This window comes from Chthonobacter albigriseus (assembly GCF_013839445.1).
Classification (GTDB): domain Bacteria; phylum Pseudomonadota; class Alphaproteobacteria; order Rhizobiales; family Pleomorphomonadaceae; genus Chthonobacter; species Chthonobacter albigriseus.
In genome coordinates, this window is record NZ_JACDIT010000008.1 from 141,372 (window position 1) to 154,719 (window position 13,348).

The window sequence follows — 13,348 nt, forward strand, 5'->3', positions numbered from 1 at the left end:
ATGCGCATCACCTGCCCCCATTGCGGCCCGCGCGACCTGATCGAGTTCACCGTGCTCGGCGAGGCCCGAACGCGGCCCGCGGTCGCGGTCGAGGATCTCGACAGCCCGGCAGCCGTCGATGCGTTCGCCGCCTACGTCTACGATCGCGCCAACCCGGCGGGCATTCATCGGGAGCACTGGTTCCACGGGTTCGGTTGCCAGACGTGGCTGGTCGTGACACGCGATACGCTGAACCATGCAGTGCTCGCTGTCGCGGATGTGCGAGAGGAGCGGCCGTGAGCGGCTTCCGGCTTGCCCGCGGCGGGCTGATCGACCGGTCCCGGCCGCTTTCCTTCCGCTTCGACGGCCGGAGCCTCTCCGGCTTTGCCGGCGATACGCTGGCCTCGGCGCTGATCGCGAACGGCGTTTCCACCGTTGGACGGTCGTTCAAGCTGCACCGGCCGCGCGGCATCCTCGGCGCCGGAGCCGAAGAGCCGAACGCGCTCGTGGAATTGCGGTCCGGCGACCGGCGCGAGCCGAACGTCAAGGCGACCGTCGCCGAGCTCTACGACGGCCTCGACGCCTCGAGCCAGAACCGCTGGCCGTCGCTCCGCTTCGATCTCCTCGCCGTCAACGGTCTGCTGAAGCCGGTGTTCGCGGCCGGGTTCTACTACAAGACCTTCATGTGGCCGGCCGCCTTCTGGGAGAAGGTCTACGAGCCGCTGATCAGACGGGCGGCGGGGCTGGGTCGGGCTTCCGGCCTACCCGATCCCGATCGATACGAGCGTGTCTTCGCCGCGTGCGACCTGCTGGTGGTGGGTGGCGGTCCAGCCGGCCTGATGGCCACGCTCACAGCCGGCCGAGCGGGTGCCGACGTGATCCTGGTCGACGAGGATCACCGGCCAGGGGGCCGCCTGCTTGCCGACGGCGTTTCGGCCGGCGGCATGGACGGACCGGCGCTGGCGGCGCAGCTCGTCGGCGAGATCCGGAGCCTTCCGAACGTGCGGGTGCTTTCGCGCACCACGGCGGCGGCGGCGTTCGACCACGGCACCTTCATCGCTGTCGAGCGTGTTGCAGACCACCTGCCGCTGCCTCAACCGGAGATGCCGCGGCAGCGGGTGTGGGAGATCGTCGCCGAACGGACGGTGCTGGCGACGGGTGCGAGCGAGCGTCCGCTGGTGTTCGCCGACAACGACCGGCCGGGCGTCATGCTGGCCGGCGGCGTTAGCCAGTACGTGAACAGGCATGCGGTCTCGCCGGGTCGGCGGGTCGTGGTGGCGACGGCCACCGATGCGGGATGGGCGACCGCGCGAGACCTCGTGCGGGCCGGCGTCAACGTCGCCGCCGTCGTCGATGCGCGCGGAAGTGCGCCGCGCGGGTTCGAGGACGTGGCCGCCGAGGTGGCGGTTTTCCCCGCCGCCCGCGTCGACCGGACGCTGGGGCGGGGAAAGGTGGAGGCCGTCGCGATCGCGCAGGCCGGCGGTACCGTGGAAGTGCCGGCGGATCTCGTCGCGGTGTCCGGCGGCTTCAACCCGGCGATCCAGTTGATCAGCCACTTCGGCGTGCGGCCGACCTGGGAGCCGGCGATCGGCGGGTTCGTCATCGGGGGTCCGGTGCATGGCATCCATCCGGCCGGCGCCGCCGCGGGACGCTACGATCTCGCCGCCTGCCTCGCCGACGGCGCCCGAGCTGCCGTCGCAGCCCTGAGCGAGATCGGGCGGACCGCCGCCATGCCCGACCTTCCGTCGATCGAACCCGGACCGCACGCGGCCGGCACCGCGTTCTGGAAGCCCGGGACGTTGCGGCCCGGTCGCGCCTTCGTCGATCTGCAGCACGACGTGACCGCCGCGGACGTCGACCTCGCCCACCGGGAGGGTTATGTCTCCGTCGAACACCTCAAGCGCTATACGACGCTCGGCATGGCGACCGACCAGGGCCGCACGTCGAACGTCGACGGACTTGCGATCATGGCGGCGCTGCGCGGACTGCCGATCGCCGACGCGGGCGTGACGCTCTCCCGCCCGCCGGTGGTTCCGCTCTCGATCGGCGCGGTCGCTGGGGCCCGGACAGGGCACCACTTCCGCCCCACGCGGCTGACGCCCATCCATGCATGGGCCGAGGAGCAGGGCGCCGTGTTCGTCGACACCGGCCAATGGAAGCGGCCGCAGTACTTCCCGCGGCCGGGCGAAACCAGCTGGCTCGACACCGTCAACCGCGAGGTGATGGCGGTTCGCAGCGGCGTCGGCGTCACAGACGTTTCCACGCTCGGCAAGATCGAGATCCACGGACCTGACGCAGCCGCTTTCCTTGACCGGGTCTACGCCAATCGGCCGAGCCGAATTCCCGTCGGTCGAAGCCGCTATGCCCTGATGCTGCGCGAGGATGGGTTCGTCATGGACGACGGAACCGTGGCGCGCTTTGCCGAGGACCGCTTCGCTGCGAGCGTCTCGACGGCTCACGCGGCCGCGGTCTGGCGGCACATGCTGTTCTGTCAGCAGGTGCTTTGGCCCGACCTCGACGTGTCGCTCGCGGCGGTGACGGACGTGTGGGCGCAGTTCGCCATCGCCGGCCCGAAGTCGGCCCGCGTGGTCGCCGCGCTGGTCGACGACGGCGATCCGGTCAGCCGGGAGAGCTTCGGCCCGATGACGGCGCGCGAACTCACTGTCTGCGGCGGCATATCCGCCCGACTGGCGGCGGTCTCCTTTTCGGGCGAACGGGCCTTCGAGCTCGCCGTACCCGCGTCGGCCGGCGACGCCGTTGTCCGCCGGATCATGAGGGCCGGCGACGAGCACGGCATCGTCGCCTACGGCACCGAAGCGATGGCGGTGATGCGGATCGAGAAGGGGCACCCGGCCGGGGCCGAACTCAACGGGCAGACCACCGCCCATGATCTCGGGTTCGCCAAGATGCTCGCCCGTGACAAGGACCACGTGGGGCGGGTGCTTTCGCAGCGCCCTGCCCTGAACGATCCGGCACGACCCCGCCTCGTCGGTCTGAAGCCGGTGGATCCATCCACGCCGCTGAAGGGCGGCGCCCACGTGCTGCCAGCCGGCGCGGCGGCAACCGCGGACAACGACCAGGGCTGGGTCACGTCGTCCGCCTACTCGCCCACGCTCGCCTCCCACATCGCGCTCGCCCTGGTGACGCGCGGGCCCGAGCGCCACGGCGAAGTGGTCCAGGTCTGGGACGGGATCCGCGGATCGGTCGTCCAGGCGACCATCGCCGCGCCGTGTCATCTCGATCCGGAAGGCGAGCGACTCCATGCGGGCTGACGACGTCCACACCCCATCGATCCGCGTTCGGATCGGTCCGTCCGATCCCCGCTTCCTCGTGGACGCCCGCAAGGGCCGGGCCGACGCCCTGGAGGCGCGGCTGGCCGATCTCTGCCGGAGATCGGGCGCGGCTCTGGTTCGCGTCGCGCCGGGCCGGTGGCAGGTGATCTTCGGCCCGGCCGCTGCAGAGTCTGCGGGATCGGTTCATGCCGCAACCGGGCCGGACGGCGCGGTGTTCGACGTCACCGGCGGTTTCATGACCGCCCGGGTCGAGGGGGCCGCGGCGGCGGCCGCGTTGTCGCGCGCGATGCGGATCGACGTCACCCGCCTCGCCGTCGGGCAAGGCACACAAGTAGAGGCGCATGGAACCTCCGTGCAGGTTTTCAGGATATCCGACGACAGCTACGCCGTGACCGCCCCCCGCAGTGCTGCCGCCGGCCTGTTCGCATCGCTGTTTCCGACAGCGGCCGCCTGACGAGCCGATCTCCATCCCTGGAGCACGCGTCCGCCTAGGCGCAAGCGCACCTGGCTCGTCTTGAACTTTTGCACAATCGATTGTATCGATGTTCAGGCAAGGGGCGCACGACCCCGAGGAGGAGACGGACCGATGGCGCATGCATCCCTGGTCGAGGAGATGTTGGAGCGGGCTGAAAGCAAGGGACCGATCACCATCGGCCTGGCAGGCGCCGGGCAGATGGGCACCGACATCGTCGTGCAGGTCGCGCTGATGCCGGGCGTGCGGATCGGCGCCATCTCCGAGGTGCGCGGGCAAGCGGCGATCGACGCGGCGGTGCTCGCCGGACATCCCCGGGAGGACATCGTCACGGCGAACACCGCGGCCGAGATCGACCGGGCGATCGAACGCGGCAAGATCGCCATCACGGACGACCTCAACGCCCTCAATGCCGCCGGCCGGATCGACGTGGTGATCGACGCCACCGGCAATCCGAACATCGGCACGCTGTTCGCGCTCGACGCCATGAAGAACGGCAAGCATGTGGTGATGCTGAACGTGGAGGCCGACATCACGATCGGCCGCTTCCTCAAGGAGGAGGCCCGCAAGGCCGGCGTGATCTACACGGGAGCCGCGGGCGACGAGCCGGCCTGCACCATGGAGATCATCAACTTCGCCAAGAGCCTCGGCTTCCGCATCGTCGCCGCCGGCAAGGGAAAGAACAACCCGCTCAAGTTCGACGCCATGCCCGAGGACTACGAGGACGAGGCGGAGCGGCGCAACATGAACGCCCGGATGCTGGTCGAGTTCGTCGACGGCTCCAAGACGATGATCGAGATGGTGGCGATCGCCAACGCTACCGGCCTCGTTCCGGATGTGCCGGGGATGCACGGCCCCGCCGCGTCGCGGGAGGAGCTTGCGTCCGTTCTCTGCCCCAAGGCCGATGGCGGCGTCCTCAGCCAGGTCGGCGTGGTCGACTATACGATCGGCAAGGGGGTGGCACCCGGTGTCTTCGTGGTGGTCGAACCGCGTCACCCGCGCGTGCTGGAGCGGATGATCGACCTGAAAGTGGGCAAAGGCCCCTACTTCACGATCTTCCGCCCCTACCACCTGACCAGCCTGGAAGTCCCGCTCTCGGCGGTGCGGGCGGTGCTGCACGGCCGCGCGGACATGCAGCCGATCGACCGGCCGGTCGCCGATGCGATCGCGGTCGCCAAGCGCGACCTCTCGGCCGGCGAGACGCTGGGCAAGATCGGCGAGCGGGACTACCGCGGCTGGGCGGTGACCTGGGCGGAGGGCCGGCGCACGGGCGCGCTGCCGCTCGGCCTTGCGGAACGGGCGCGGGCGATCAAGCCGATCAAGGCGGGGGAGTACCTGACCTACGACAACTGCGTGCCCGACGACAGCATGATCGTGACGCAGATCCGGCGCCGGCTCGACCAGACCGATTCCGTGTTCGTCGACAGCGCGGCCTGAACTCGACACGGTTGCTCGATCGACATCTGCCCGGTGGACCTGGCAGGCGGGGGCCTCTATCTCTGGCTGCACAGAGGAGAGGAACGTCGATGTTGCAGTCCTGGCGCTGGTTCGGTCCGAACGATCCGATCCCGCTCGCTCATATCCGGCAAGCCGGCGCGAGCGGGATCGTCACGTCGCTGCACCACATCGGCGACCGCCGCGCCTGGACCGACGCGGACGTGGCCGAGCGGAAGGCCATCATCGAGAGCGCCGGCTTCCGCTGGGACGTGTGCGAATCCATCCCGGTGAACTCATCCATCAAGCTGCGGCAGGGTGCCTGGCGGCAATCCATCGACACCTGGAAGGACAGCTTGGCCGCGCTGGGCGGGGCCGGCGTTCCGGTGGTCTGCTACAACTTCATGCCGGTCGTGGACTGGACGCGGACCGACCTTCGCTTCCCGATGCCGTCGACCGCGCTCGCCCTTCGGTTCGAGATGGCCGCCTTCATCGCCTACGATGTGTTCGTGCTGAAGCGGCCCGATGCCGAGGCCGACTACGGCGCGGACCAGATCGCCGCCGCCCGCCTTCGCCTCGAAGCGATGAGCGACGATGAGGTGAATGGTCTCGAGACCACTGTGATCGCCGGGCTTCCGGGCGGCGAGGATACCTACGACCGCGCCGCAATCGCGCGGGAGATCGGCGCCTTTGCAGGAATGACCGCCGACGAACTCCGGTCCAACCTTGTTGCATTCCTGGCCGAAGTCGCGCCCGTCGCCGAGGAGGTCGGAGTTCGCCTTGCCATCCATCCGGACGATCCGCCGATCCCGTTGTTCGGCTTGCCGCGCGTGGTCTCGACGGCCGCCGACCTTCAGTCGATCGTATCGGCAGTCGACATCCCGTCGAACGGATTGACCCTTTGCGCCGGATCCTTGGGGTCACGTGCAGACAACGACGTGCCGGCGATCGCCAGGGCCTTCGCGCCGCGGATCCACTTCGCCCACCTGCGCAACGTTTCGCGCGACGCCGACGGATCGTTCACGGAATCGGACCATCTGGCCGGCGACGTCGACATGGTAGAGGTGATCGCCGCGCTGCTAGCAGAGGAGCGGCGGCGGGTGGCCGAAGGGCGGCGCGACGCGGCCATCCCGATGCGGCCCGACCACGGCCACCTCATGGCCGACGACCTCACCAAGTCGACCAACCCCGGCTATTCGCTGATCGGCCGCCTGCGCGGCCTTGCCGAACTTCGCGGCGTCATGACGGCGTTGGACCGCACCACGCCGTAATCCCCTCATCCGCATGCCCGTTGCGGAACCGCACGACCCGCTGCCATTGAAGCCAACGACAGGGTCGCGCCACTTCCCTCTTTGCTCCTCCTGCGAACCGCGCTATACGAAACCCGTCCACCGTCGCCTCCCGCGACGCGCACGGCCTGCACCCGTAGCTCAGCTGGATAGAGTGCTGCCCTCCGAAGGCAGAGGTCACTGGTTCGAATCCAGTCGGGTGCGCCAATTTTCCGGTTGGACTGTTTTCTCTTTGCTCGGCAAAGAAGCCCCGTTCGGGGACCCTTACTTTACGGGACAGTCACCTGACAGCGGCCGCATGAGACCTTTGGCGTTTCGATGCCGGTGATGCCGATCGACTCGACGCTTCTCTAGTCTGGCGGCAAAAGCCCGAACTGTTGGAGACCGGCACTGGCTGTTTCTGCCTCGGGGCACGAACGGACTCAGCTAGCGGCCGGACCATGCCTGGACAGCCCTTCTACCGCAGCCACCGTGAACCTCCGTCGGCCCCCATCTTGACCGGTGCGCTTTATCGTAATAATTGAAGTTACATGAAACGAGACAGACGCCTTTCATCGGTGCTGCACGCGCTCCTCCACATGGCGGAGCAGGACGGGCCGATGACCTCGGAAGCGCTCGGGCGCTGCCTGGGAGCTAATCCCGTGGTGGTACGGCGGACGATGGGCTTCCTGCGCGATGCCGGGATCGTCACGGCCGACCGCGGGCATTCCGGCGGTTGGCGGATCGCGGCCGACCTTTCGTCCGTCAGCCTCCGCCATCTCCACGACGCCCTCGGCGAACCCGCGATCTTCGCCATCGGCAACCGCAACGAGGCACCCGCCTGTCTCGTCGAGCAGTCGGTGAACGCGGTGTTGGAAAGCGCTTTCGCCGAGGCCGAGGAGCTGCTCCTCAAGTGCTTCGGAGAGATCACGCTCGCCGAACTGGCGGCGGACTTCAAACGGCGCCACGCGGACCGCCGCAAGGCGTGAGGGACGATCCCATGCACTACGATGTCATCGTCGTCGGGGGCAGCTACGCCGGAATGGCGGCCTCGCTTCAGCTCCTTCGCGCCCGGAGGACCGTCCTGGTGATCGACGCAGGCCGGCGCCGCAATCGCTTCACCAGCCATTCCCACGGCTTCCTTGGCTTGTCTAGGCGGAAGCCTGACCGTCATTGAGGCAGACCGGATGCGACATCCAACTCACCCCGGTGAAGCCGGAGGGTATGCAGATCGGGTCGAGCGCCACGTACCCGGCCTGCGGGACCTGCACCGGATGGTCTGCCTGCTGCTGGCCGAAAGGGTTCCCGTCGATGGCCACGTCCTTGTCCTCGGAGCCGGCGGCGGTCTGGAGACAAAGGCGATGGCCGAAGGACATCCCGGTTGGCGCTTCGACGGTATCGACCCTTCGGCCGAGATGATCCGACAGGCGGAGATCGTGCTGGGGCCCCAGGCCGCGAAGGTGCGCTTCCACCTGGGTACGGTCGAAGACGCACCAGCGGGGCCCTACGACGGGGCGACGTCGTTGCTGGTCCTGCACTTTCTCGGTCGGGACGAGAGACTGCGAACCGTCCGAGACGTCGTGAAGCGACTCAAACCCGGCGCGCCGTTCGTGGCGGTTCATCACAGCTTTCCGAAGCCGGACGCCAACCCGGATCGTTGGCTTCGGCGCAACGCCGCCTTCCTGACGGGATCGGGGATACCCGGCCTGCGGATTGACGAGATGATCGCCGCGATGCAGGACCGCCTCCCGGCGCTCGCCCCGGAAGAGGACGAGGCCCTGCTGCGCGAGGCAGGCCTCGCGGATATCGAGCTGTTCTATGCGGCGCTGACCTTCAAGGGCTGGATCGGGTACAAGCCTTGAGCCGGGCCTCCGGACGGGTTGGTTTCCCGAGGCCCGGATCGTCAGACGGGTCGATGAGCAGGGCTATACCGTCGGAACGGTGCCCCCATCGATCACATGCTCGGTGCCCGTGATCGAGGCGGCGAGGTCGGAGGCGAGGAAGGCGATCAGGTTCGCGACCTCCTCGGGTCTCGACGGACGGCCGAGCGGGATGCCGCCGAGCGAGTCCATGATGATCCGCTTGCCGCCGTCGACATCCGTCCCGGCCTCGGCCGCGAGACGCTCCGCGAGCTTTATGGACGCCTCGGTTTCGATCCATCCGGGAGCGACGCGGACCACCCTGACCCCCTTGGGCGCGACCTCCTTGGATAGGCTCTTGCTGTACGCAGAGAGCGCGGCCTTGGCCGCAGCGTAGGCGGTCGTCGCCTCCGGAAGCGGCATGAGACGCTGGATCGAGGAGACGTGGACGATCACGCCGCGCCGCCGCTCGATCATCCCGGGCAGCAAGGCCCGATCGAGCCGCACGGCCGGAAACAGATTGAGGTCGATCTCCGTCCGCCATTGCTCATCGGTCAAGGCGGCAAAGCCTCCGGCCGGAGCCGATGATCCGCCGAGCATGTGGACGAGGATGTCGACGCCGCCGAACCTGTCGCGGACGGCTGCCGCCACCGTAGCGCAGCCCTCGGCCGTCGTGAGGTCCGCGGCGATGAAGCCCGGCTCGGCTTCGCCCTCCGGCCGCGAGCGTGCGGTCGTGAGAACGTCCGCGCCGAGGTCCCGGAACAGGCGAACCGTGGCCGCGCCCGCCCCGCGCGTTCCGGAGGTGACGAGGGCGCGCTTGCCCTGGAGCGTGAGAACGGACGTCATCAGCCGATCCTCAGGGCGGCGATCAGGCCGTTCTCGAGCGTGAACGCAAAGCCGAGCATCGCCGGGCTGTTCGGAAAGTCTCCACTGACGCGTGCCCTCACGAGGGCACGATTTCCGTCGCGCTCCATGTCGATCGGCTCTGCGACGTGACGGTATTTCGCCTTCGCTTCGAGCCACCAGGCGCGGATCGCCTTGCGTCCGCGATGGCGGCGGCCCTCGTCCTCCACGACGGCGTCGGCGGCGAACTGCACGACGAGCGTTTCGGGATCCGCTCCGCTGTCGGCGTCGAAATAGGCCTTCACAGGTTCAGGCAAGTCCATGGCGCTCTCCATCGGTGATCGGGTGACACTGAATGTGAGGCTGGACGACCGATGCGATAAGCGGGATAAAAGTGGACGAGACGTTTTGGAAATCAGGATAATGCGCAAACCGGGCCTGTCGGATCTCGAGGCCGCTCTGGCCGTTGCCCGCCGCGCGTCCTTCCGCGCGGCGGCGCTGGACCTCGGCATGTCCACGACCGCGCTCAGCAACGCGATCGCGAGACTGGAGGCGAGCCTTGGCGTCCGGCTGTTCAACCGGACGACGCGCAGCGTCTCACTCACCGACGCGGGGCGGGCCTTCGTCAACCGGATCACCCCGGCGTTGCAGGACATCGAGGGAGCCATCGAGGCGGCACGATCTGAACAGGCCGAACCGACCGGGACCTTGCGCATCAACGCCTTCGCGACTGCCGGCCGCGAAATTCTGGCCCCGCTGGTTTTCGCTTACCTTCGGCGCCATCCCCGTGTTCACGTGGACATCGTCACGGAAGAGCGGTTGGTCGACATCGTCGCCGAAGGCTTCGATTTCGGCGTTCGCTCCGCCGATCTCGTCCCGGCGGACATGATCGCTCTGCCGCTCGGCCCGCCCCTCCAGCAGGCGGTCGTCGCCGCCCCGGCCTACCTCGAGCGGCACGGCAGACCGCAGACGCCCGCGGACCTGGGGGCGCACGCCTGCATCCGCGTGCGCCTGCCGAACGGCGCCCTGTTCCGCTGGCCTTTCGCCAAGGACCGCGAGACAGTGCAGGTGGACGTCTCGGGGCCTCTCACGCTCGACGAAGCGAGCCTGGCCCGCGCGGCGGTGATCGAGGGCCTCGGGATCGGCTTCTTCCTGGAGCCGAACGTCCGAGAGGACATTGCCGCCGGACGGCTCGTGCGCATTCTGGAAGATTGGACCCCGCCGCGCGCACCCCTCTGTCTCTACTACCCCGGACGTCGCAACCATTCGGCCGCCTTCAGGGGCTTCCTTGAGCTCGCCCGTGACCTGGATTTCCGGAAGCGTTGATCCCGTGGCGAGCGGCGGCGTGCGATTTTTGCTCGATCACGCCCGGCGAGGACTTCCGGGAGCCCTCGTGGCGGAAAGGCGGGGATGCGGCCGCCTACCCGCAATAGTGCGACGATCGTCCGCGTGTCACAATTGGTTGGCTCCACAATCGGAGGGGAGACCATGACCACCGACGTGATCGCCTGGCTGCTCGATTCCGATCCGTCCATCCGCTGGCAGGTCATGCGGGATCTGCTCGACGCGCCGGAGCCGGACTGGCGGGCAGAGCGGTCCAGGATCGAGACGCAAGGCTGGGGTCGGCGTCTCTTCGACCTGCAGGACGACGACGGGCAGTGGGACGGCGGAGCCTTCGTCCCGGGGGACTTCACGGAAGAGCGGTGGCGCCGCGAGGGACAGCCCTGGACCGCGACCTGCTGGTCGCTGGCCCAGCTGCGCGAGTTCGGTGTGGAGCCAGGCTGCGCCTGCATGCGTTGCACGGTCCGCCTCGTCGGCCTCAATGCCCGCTGGGACCATGACGGTCAGCCTTACTGGTCCGGCGAGGTCGAGGAATGCATCAACGGCCGCACCGTCGCCGACGGCAGCTATTTCGGGGTCGATGTCGCACCGATCGTGCAACGGCTCCTCGGCGAGCGGCAGCCCGATGGCGGCTGGAACTGCGAACGGGAGCGAGGCTCGGCGAAATCGTCCTTCGACACGACGATCAGCGTCCTCGAAGGCCTGCTGGAACATAGGCGCGCCGCCGGTTCGATCCCGGACGTCGAAGAGGCGCGACGCAGCGGCGAGGCGTATCTCCTCAGTCGGCGTCTGTTCCGCCGTTTGAGCACCGGGGAGGTCGCAGATCCGCAGTACCTCTCGTTCACCCATCCCAATCACTGGCGCTACGACATCCTGCGGGCTCTCGACTACTTCCGTGACGTCTCGGCAGTCGCCGGTACCTCTCCCGATCCACGCCTGGGTGAGGCGATCGATGTTCTCGTTTCGAAGCGACAGGCGGATGGTCGATGGCTGATGGACTGGGAACCGCCCGGCAAGCGGTGGTTCCGGACCGATGACGGCGTCGGCCGGCCGTCGCGCTGGATCACAACGAAGGCGTTGCGCGTCTTGCGATGGTGGGAAGGGGCGCGTCCCCGGTCGTAGCGGACCGACATCGCCGGCCCGAGCACGGCGCGCTCGCCGCGATGGACGGAGGCGCGGGATGTCTAGGGCATGCCATGCGACCGACAGTGCCGTGGTCTCAGTGCAGATCGCGGAGCGTTCAGGGCGGCCCACCCCGACCACCGTCGATTGGTGCGGCGGATGGGAGCCAGGCTGCGATCTGTTGAGGCGTAAGGTTCGCGCCGCAAAGGATCGTGGCGACGCGGCGGCCCTGCAGGGCGGGCGCCTGGGCGATGACGGCGGCAAGCCCTGCCGCCCCGGCGGGCTCGATCAGACGCTGCCATGTCTCATGGGCAAAGCGCATCGCCTGGAGGATCTGGTCGTCCTCCACAAGGACGACGTCGTCGATCGTGTCCGAAAGCCAGTCGACGGCCGAGGGCACGGGAATGCGGACCGCAATCCCGTCGGCGATCGTGTGCGCTTCCGGCGTGGAGATCGCCTCGCCAGCGGCGTGGGACAATGCCATGCAAGGCGCACCCTTTGCGGCGACGGCGACGACTCTCGTGCGCGGCGAACGCGACTTGAACCAGCATCCGACGCCTGCTGCCAAGGCACCGTTGCCGAGCGGAATGTAGACCGCGTCGATATCGTCGACCTCCTCGGTCAATTCCGCGGCGATGGTTCCAGCGCCTTCGGCGATGGCTGCGCTGGCGCCGTCCTCGACGAACAACAGGTTCCGTTCCGCTGCGAATGTCCTGGCCGCGTCCTTGGCCGCATCGAAGTCATGCCCGGCGAGGATTACCTCGGCCCCGAACCTTCGCATCGCCTCGATCTTCAGGGGATTGGCGTTCAAGCTGGCGAACACCATCAAGGAACGCCCCTGCTGCGCTGCGTTGTAGGCGAGTCCCTGGCCGAAGTTCCCGGCGGACGCCGTCACCAGCGGGTTCCCATGGTTCGGGAGATCGGCCAGGAAATACCCTGTCCCGCGTCCCTTGAAACTGCGGATGGGGTTCTCTGTCTCGTCCTTGGCGACGAGCGACAGAGCGAGTCTGTCCGAGCGAAGCAGGCGGGAGCCGAGGAAGACCGGATCGATCCGCCGGCGGGCGTCGTCGATGTTCTCGACCGAGAGAGGTGTTTGTTTTGTCATGGAGTGATCGTATGCAAGGATCGCGCAGCAGACGCCGCGTGTAACGCCTTTCTGACGCGGATTATCCGCGCATTCGGAGGACTTTGCGCCGTGGATCAGACCGATCGAACCATTCTATCGATGCTGCAGAAGAATGCCGACGTGCCCGGCAAGGTCGTCGCTGATGCGATCGGCCTATCCGTTTCGGCGGTCGAGCGCCGCATCAGCAAACTGAAACAGGACGGGACGATCGAGAAGATCGTGGCAGTCGTCAGCGGAAAGGCCGTCGGCCGCGGGCTGACGATCCTTGTCGAACTGGAAATCCAGAATGAGCATCGGCACACGCTGGACCAGTTCCAGAGATGGCTGGACCGTGCATCCGAAGTTCAGTCCTGCTGGTACGTCACTGGCGACGTCGATTTCGTCCTGCTTGTCGCCGTTCGAGATCTCGATGAATACAATCAGTTCATCGAGCGTATGATGAACGATCAGCAAGCGATCGTCCGGAAGTACAAGAGCCTCATCGCGCTCAAGACCGTCAAACGCAGCCTGGAATTGCCAACCGATCGGTGACCTGACTGCAGTCAGACACGACCGGTTCCCACGAAGGGCAAGGATACCGTTCGAGCGGCCGAGTCGTTCGACGACCAGCA

14 protein-coding genes, 1 tRNA gene and 1 pseudogene are annotated in these 13,348 nt (G+C 67.8%); 12 read left to right on the plus strand and 4 right to left on the minus strand.

Features of this window, described 5'->3' with window-relative positions:
• The 8 genes and pseudogenes from HZ321_RS18250 to HZ321_RS18285 all read left to right on the plus strand — a co-directional run.
• Positions 1-279 (plus strand): sarcosine oxidase subunit delta, encoded by a 279-nt coding sequence (locus HZ321_RS18250; protein ID WP_181703831.1) that lies wholly within the window; start codon positions 1-3, stop codon positions 277-279.
• Positions 276-3,251, plus strand: a complete 2,976-nt coding sequence (locus tag HZ321_RS18255) for a sarcosine oxidase subunit alpha family protein (protein ID WP_181703832.1) — start codon at positions 276-278, stop codon at positions 3,249-3,251. The genes HZ321_RS18250 and HZ321_RS18255 overlap by 4 nt, the downstream gene beginning before the upstream one ends.
• Positions 3,241-3,726 carry an aminomethyltransferase family protein gene (locus tag HZ321_RS18260; protein WP_181703833.1) on the plus strand — a complete coding sequence of 162 codons (486 nt, stop codon included), beginning with the start codon at positions 3,241-3,243 and terminating at the stop codon, positions 3,724-3,726. Before HZ321_RS18255 ends, HZ321_RS18260 begins: the two co-directional genes overlap by 11 nt.
• Before the next feature lie 132 nt (positions 3,727-3,858).
• Positions 3,859-5,181, plus strand: a complete 1,323-nt coding sequence (locus tag HZ321_RS18265; RefSeq protein WP_181703834.1) for an NAD(P)H-dependent oxidoreductase — start codon at positions 3,859-3,861, stop codon at positions 5,179-5,181.
• Between the two features lie 89 nt (positions 5,182-5,270).
• Positions 5,271-6,449: a mannonate dehydratase gene (uxuA, locus tag HZ321_RS18270; RefSeq protein ID WP_181703835.1), complete on the plus strand. Its 1,179-nt coding sequence runs from the start codon at positions 5,271-5,273 to the stop codon at positions 6,447-6,449.
• Positions 6,450-6,597: 148 nt separating this feature from the next.
• Positions 6,598-6,674, plus strand: a tRNA-Arg gene (locus tag HZ321_RS18275).
• Positions 6,675-6,997: 323 nt separating this feature from the next.
• On the plus strand, positions 6,998-7,435 hold the full coding sequence (locus HZ321_RS18280; protein ID WP_181703836.1) for an RrF2 family transcriptional regulator: 438 nt from the start codon (positions 6,998-7,000) through the stop codon (positions 7,433-7,435).
• Positions 7,436-7,446: 11 nt separating this feature from the next.
• A pseudogene (locus HZ321_RS18285) lies at positions 7,447-7,611 on the plus strand (FAD-binding protein); the annotation flags it as partial.
• Here the strand turns inward: HZ321_RS18285 and HZ321_RS21735 are convergent.
• Positions 7,598-7,822, minus strand: coding sequence for a hypothetical protein (locus tag HZ321_RS21735; RefSeq protein WP_244635992.1), 225 nt, complete (start codon positions 7,820-7,822; stop codon positions 7,598-7,600). The pseudogene HZ321_RS18285 and the gene HZ321_RS21735 overlap by 14 nt on opposite strands.
• On the opposite strand from HZ321_RS21735, the gene HZ321_RS18290 reads away from it, so the two are divergent.
• The gene (locus HZ321_RS18290) at positions 7,808-8,308 is read left to right on the plus strand and encodes a class I SAM-dependent methyltransferase (RefSeq protein ID WP_342343878.1); all 501 of its coding nucleotides are present in this window, start codon (positions 7,808-7,810) and stop codon (positions 8,306-8,308) included. The genes HZ321_RS21735 and HZ321_RS18290 overlap by 15 nt on opposite strands.
• Positions 8,309-8,371: 63 nt before the next feature.
• On the opposite strand, the gene HZ321_RS18295 is transcribed toward HZ321_RS18290, so the two are convergent.
• Both HZ321_RS18295 and HZ321_RS18300 read right to left on the minus strand, forming a co-directional pair.
• Complete coding sequence (locus tag HZ321_RS18295; RefSeq protein ID WP_181703838.1) at positions 8,372-9,151, minus strand: SDR family oxidoreductase; 780 nt, start codon at positions 9,149-9,151, stop codon at positions 8,372-8,374.
• Positions 9,151-9,471: a nuclear transport factor 2 family protein gene (locus HZ321_RS18300; RefSeq protein ID WP_181703839.1), complete on the minus strand. Its 321-nt coding sequence runs from the start codon at positions 9,469-9,471 to the stop codon at positions 9,151-9,153. Before HZ321_RS18300 ends, HZ321_RS18295 begins: the two co-directional genes overlap by 1 nt.
• A 100-nt stretch (positions 9,472-9,571) precedes the next feature.
• Here HZ321_RS18300 and HZ321_RS18305 point away from each other — a divergent pair, with 100 nt between their 5' ends.
• Both HZ321_RS18305 and HZ321_RS18310 read left to right on the plus strand, forming a co-directional pair.
• On the plus strand, positions 9,572-10,474 hold the full coding sequence (locus tag HZ321_RS18305) for a LysR family transcriptional regulator (RefSeq protein WP_181703880.1): 903 nt from the start codon (positions 9,572-9,574) through the stop codon (positions 10,472-10,474).
• A 162-nt stretch (positions 10,475-10,636) separates the two neighbouring features.
• Positions 10,637-11,611 (plus strand): squalene cyclase, encoded by a 975-nt coding sequence (locus HZ321_RS18310; RefSeq protein WP_181703840.1) that lies wholly within the window; start codon positions 10,637-10,639, stop codon positions 11,609-11,611.
• A 118-nt stretch (positions 11,612-11,729) separates the two neighbouring features.
• On the opposite strand, the gene HZ321_RS18315 is transcribed toward HZ321_RS18310, so the two are convergent.
• Positions 11,730-12,716: a threonine ammonia-lyase gene (locus HZ321_RS18315; protein ID WP_181703841.1), complete on the minus strand. Its 987-nt coding sequence runs from the start codon at positions 12,714-12,716 to the stop codon at positions 11,730-11,732.
• A gap of 90 nt (positions 12,717-12,806) precedes the next feature.
• On the opposite strand from HZ321_RS18315, the gene HZ321_RS18320 reads away from it, so the two are divergent.
• On the plus strand, positions 12,807-13,268 hold the full coding sequence (locus HZ321_RS18320; RefSeq protein ID WP_181703842.1) for an Lrp/AsnC ligand binding domain-containing protein: 462 nt from the start codon (positions 12,807-12,809) through the stop codon (positions 13,266-13,268).
• Positions 13,269-13,348 lie beyond the last annotated feature (80 nt).

Coding starts and splice junctions, on each gene's coding strand:
- HZ321_RS18250 (WP_181703831.1), top strand. CDS start 1: ATGCGCATCACCTGCCCCCATTGCGGCCCGCGCGACCTGATCGAGTTC.
- HZ321_RS18260 (WP_181703833.1), top strand. CDS start 3,241: ATGCGGGCTGACGACGTCCACACCCCATCGATCCGCGTTCGGATCGGT.
- HZ321_RS18265 (WP_181703834.1), top strand. CDS start 3,859: ATGGCGCATGCATCCCTGGTCGAGGAGATGTTGGAGCGGGCTGAAAGC.
- uxuA (WP_181703835.1), top strand. CDS start 5,271: ATGTTGCAGTCCTGGCGCTGGTTCGGTCCGAACGATCCGATCCCGCTC.
- HZ321_RS18280 (WP_181703836.1), top strand. CDS start 6,998: ATGAAACGAGACAGACGCCTTTCATCGGTGCTGCACGCGCTCCTCCAC.
- HZ321_RS18290 (WP_342343878.1), top strand. CDS start 7,808: ATGGCCGAAGGACATCCCGGTTGGCGCTTCGACGGTATCGACCCTTCG.
- HZ321_RS21735 (WP_244635992.1), bottom strand. CDS start 7,822: ATGTCCTTCGGCCATCGCCTTTGTCTCCAGACCGCCGCCGGCTCCGAG.
- HZ321_RS18295 (WP_181703838.1), bottom strand. CDS start 9,151: ATGACGTCCGTTCTCACGCTCCAGGGCAAGCGCGCCCTCGTCACCTCC.
- HZ321_RS18300 (WP_181703839.1), bottom strand. CDS start 9,471: ATGGACTTGCCTGAACCTGTGAAGGCCTATTTCGACGCCGACAGCGGA.
- HZ321_RS18305 (WP_181703880.1), top strand. CDS start 9,572: ATGCGCAAACCGGGCCTGTCGGATCTCGAGGCCGCTCTGGCCGTTGCC.
- HZ321_RS18310 (WP_181703840.1), top strand. CDS start 10,637: ATGACCACCGACGTGATCGCCTGGCTGCTCGATTCCGATCCGTCCATC.
- HZ321_RS18315 (WP_181703841.1), bottom strand. CDS start 12,716: ATGACAAAACAAACACCTCTCTCGGTCGAGAACATCGACGACGCCCGC.